The sequence below is a fragment of the Streptomyces sp. NPDC058279 genome, from assembly GCF_042881255.1.
In the GTDB taxonomy this organism is placed as follows: Bacteria; Actinomycetota; Actinomycetes; order Streptomycetales; family Streptomycetaceae; genus Streptomyces.
The window spans coordinates 1-4022 of the sequence record NZ_JBHVYA010000045.1 but is presented as its reverse complement, the minus strand read 5'-3'; the positions used below and the strand labels follow the sequence as shown (position 1 = coordinate 4022).

The 4022-nt window shown below is 74.0% G+C and carries 1 protein-coding gene; it reads left to right on the top strand.

The genetic code is table 11. The features are described from left to right. A partial coding sequence (locus ACFVXJ_RS31105) for an SDR family NAD(P)-dependent oxidoreductase (RefSeq protein WP_389666803.1) occupies positions 1-4022 on the top strand: 4022 nt, incomplete at both ends.

Here is a 4022-nt window from a genome sequence, read left to right as displayed (position 1 = left end):
TCGCTCGGCGAGGCGTATGTGCGGGGTGTGTCGGTGGATTGGGAGGCGGTGTTCGCGGGGAGCGGCGCCCGCCGGGTCGACCTGCCCACCTACGCCTTCCAGCAGGAGCACTACTGGCTCGAAAGCGGCACCGCCGAGGACATCGCCGCCGCATACCCGGTCGACGCCGTGGACGCCCGTTTCTGGGAGGCCGTCGAACGGCAGGACGTCACCGCGCTCATGACGGAACTGGGCGTCGACGGGGACGAGACGCTGACCGCGCTGCTGCCGGCACTCTCGTCCTGGCGGAGCCGCAGCCGTGAGCAGTCCACCGTGGACGGTTGGCGCTACCGGGTGACCTGGAAGCCCGCCCCGGAGCCCGCCACCGCGCGCCTCTCCGGCACCTGGCTGGTCACCGTACCCGACACCCGGGACGAGCCGGCCGACACGTGGACCGACGCCGTACTCCGTACCCTCGCCGAACGCGGCGCCGACGTACGGCGCGTCGCGGTCGCACGGACGGAGGACACCCGGGGCGATCTGGCCGGGCGGATACGGGAGGTGCTCGCCGACGGCCCCGCCGTGGCGGGCGTCCTGTCCCTGCTGACCGCCGCCGGGACCGACGAGCCCCTGCGTGCCACCACGCCCGGCGGTGTGATCACGACCCTCTCCCTCGTCCAGGCCCTCGGTGACGCCGAGGTCACCGCCCCCCTGTGGTGCGCCACGCGCGGAGCCGTCGCCGTGACCCGCGACGAGCACCTGCCGGACCCCGCCCAGGCTGCCGTATGGGGCCTCGGCCGGGTGACGGCCCTGGAGCACGGCGAGCGCTGGGGCGGTCTCGTGGACCTGCCCGGCACCGACGCCGTGGACGACCGGGCGCTCGCCCGGCTCGCGGGCGTCCTCGCCGGTGACGCGGCCGAGGACCAGGTCGCCGTCCGCGCGTCCGGCCTCTTCGTACGCCGTCTGGTCCGCGCCCGGCTCGCCGATACGCCCGCGGTGCGGGCCTGGAAGCCGCAGGGTACGACGCTGGTCACCGGCGGTACGGGTGCGCTCGGCGCGCACGTCGCCCGCTGGCTGGCCGCCAACGGCGCCGAGCACCTGCTGCTCACCAGCCGCCGCGGCATCGACGCCCCCGGCGCCATCGAACTCCGCGACGAACTCACCGCCCTGGGCGCCGAGGTCACCGTCACCGCCTGCGACGTGAGCGACCGCGACGCCGTCACCGCCCTCCTCGCGACCGTCCCGGCCGACCGGCCGCTGAGCGCCGTCGTGCACACGGCGGCCGTGCTGGACGACGGCGTCATCGAGGCGCTGACCCCCGAGCAGGTCGAGCGGGTCCTGCGGGTGAAGGTCGACGCCACCCTGCACCTGCACGAGCTGACCCGAGGGCTCGACCTGTCGGCGTTCGTGCTGTTCTCGTCCTTCGCCGCCACCTTCGGCGCCCCCGGACAGGGCAACTACGCGCCCGGCAACGCCTTCCTGGACGCCTTCGCCGAGTACCGCCGCGCGGCCGGGCTGCCCGCCACCTCCATCGCGTGGGGTCCCTGGGGCGACGGCGGCATGGCCGAGGGCGCGGTGGGCGACCGGATGCGCCGGCACGGCGTGCTCGAGATGTCCCCCGACCGCGCCGTCTCCGCGCTCCAGCACGCACTGGACCGCGACGAGACGACCCTCACGGTCGCCGACATGGAGTGGAAGCGCTTCGTCCTGGCCTTCACCTCCGGCCGCACCCGGCCGCTGCTCCACGACCTCCCCGAGGCGCGGGACGTCATGGAGGGCGCCCGCGCGGACGCCACCGACGACACCGGCGACGCGGCGGCACTCGCCCGGCAGCTCACCGGCCTGCCCGAGGCCGAGCAGGAGCGACTGCTGCTGGAACTCGTCCGCACCGCCGTCGCCGCCGTCCTCGGCTACGCCGGGCCGGACGCGGTCGAGGCCGGCCGGGCGTTCAAGGAACTGGGCTTCGACTCGCTCACCTCCGTCGAACTGCGCAACCGCCTGAACGCCGCCACCGGCCTCAAGCTGCCGCCCACCCTCGTCTTCGACCACCCCACGCCCACCGTCCTCGCCCGCCACCTGCGGTCCGAGTTCTTCGGCCGGGGCGCCGCCGCGACCGCGGCCCCCGTCGCCACGGCCGCGCCCGCCGACGCCGAGCCCATTGCCATCGTCGCCATGAGCTGCCGCTTCCCGGGCGGCGTCCGCACGCCGGAGGAGCTGTGGCAACTGCTCACCTCCGACGGCGACGGACTGTCGCAGTTCCCCTTGGACCGCGGCTGGGACGTCGACGCGCTGTACGACCCCGACCCCGATGCCCAGGGCACCTCGTACACCCGCGAGGGCGGCTTCCTGTCCGACGCGGCCGCCTTCGACGCCGCGTTCTTCGGCATCTCGCCCCGTGAGGCACTGGCCATGGACCCGCAGCAGCGGCTGCTGCTGGAGACCTCCTGGGAGGCGTTCGAGCGGGCCGGCATCGACCCCGAGACCCTGCACGGCAGCCAGTCCGGCGTCTTCGTCGGCACCAATGGCTCCGACTACTCCAACGTGGTACGCGCCACCACGAGCGACCTGGAGGGCCACCTGGCCACCGGCAGCGCGGGCAGCGTCGTCTCCGGCCGCCTGTCGTACACGTTCGGCCTCGAAGGCCCCGCCGTCACCGTCGACACCGCCTGCTCCGCCTCGCTCGTCGCCCTGCACCTCGCCGTGCAAGCGCTGCGCAACGGCGAGTGCTCCCTCGCGCTGGCGGGCGGCGTGACGGTCATGTCGACGCCCGGCACGTTCATCGAGTTCAGCCGGCAGCGCGGCCTGTCCACGGACGGCCGCTGCAAGGCCTTCTCCTCGGACGCCGACGGATTCAGCCCGGCCGAGGGCGTCGGCATGCTGCTCGTCGAGCGGCTCTCCGACGCCCGCAAGAACGGGCACCCGGTGTTGGCCGTGGTGCGCGGTTCGGCGGTCAACCAGGACGGCGCGAGCAACGGTTTGACCGCCCCCAACGGCCCTGCCCAGCAGCGCGTCATCCGCCAGGCCCTGGCCAACGCCCGGCTGTCGGCCGCCGATGTCGACGTCGTGGAGGCGCACGGTACGGGCACGACGCTGGGCGACCCGATCGAGGCGCAGGCCCTCCTCGCCACGTACGGGCAGGACCGGCCGGCCGGCCGGCCGCTGCTGCTCGGCTCCATCAAGTCGAACATCGGCCACGCCCAGGCCGCCGCCGGTGTCGCGGGCGTCATGAAGATGGTGCTCGCCATGCGGCACGGCGTGCTGCCGCGCAGCCTGCACATCGCCGAGCCGACCCCGCACGTCGACTGGACCGCGGGTGAAGTGGCGCTGCTGACCGAGGAACGGCCCTGGCCGGAGGGCGACCGTCCCTGGCGCGCGGGCGTCTCCTCGTTCGGCTTCAGCGGTACCAACGCCCACGCCATCATCGAGCAGGCCCCCGCCGAGCCGGGGACCGGCGACCGGGAAACCCCTGAGCCGTCGCCCGAACCCCTACTGACCACGAACGACCGCGACACGTCGGCGTCCGGCGGTCCCGTCCCGCTGCCGTGGCCGCTGACGGCCAAGAGCGACAAGGCGCTGCGCGGTCAGGCCGCACGCCTGCTGACGCACCTGACCACCCACCCCGACCAGCGGATGGCCGACATCGGCCACTCGCTGGCCACGACCCGGACCGCACTCGGCCGGCGCGCCATACTCGTCGGCCGCGACCGCGACGACTACGTCAAGGCCCTCACCGCCCTGGCGGCGGGCGACACGTCACCCCTGGTCGTTCAGGGGGAGGCCGTCGGGGGTAAGACGGCGTTCCTGTTCCCCGGACAGGGGTCGCAATGGGTAGGCATGGCAGTGCCGTTGTTGGACGCTTCACCCGTGTTTGCCACCCGAGTGGATGAGTGTGCGAGGGCTTTGGAGCCGTTCGTCGACTGGTCGTTGCGCGATGTGTTGCGCGGCGTCGAGGGTGCGCCGTCGTTGGATCGGGTGGATGTGGTGCAGCCCGCGCTGTTCGCGGTGATGGTGTCGCTGGCGGAGGTGTGGCGTGTGGCGGGGGT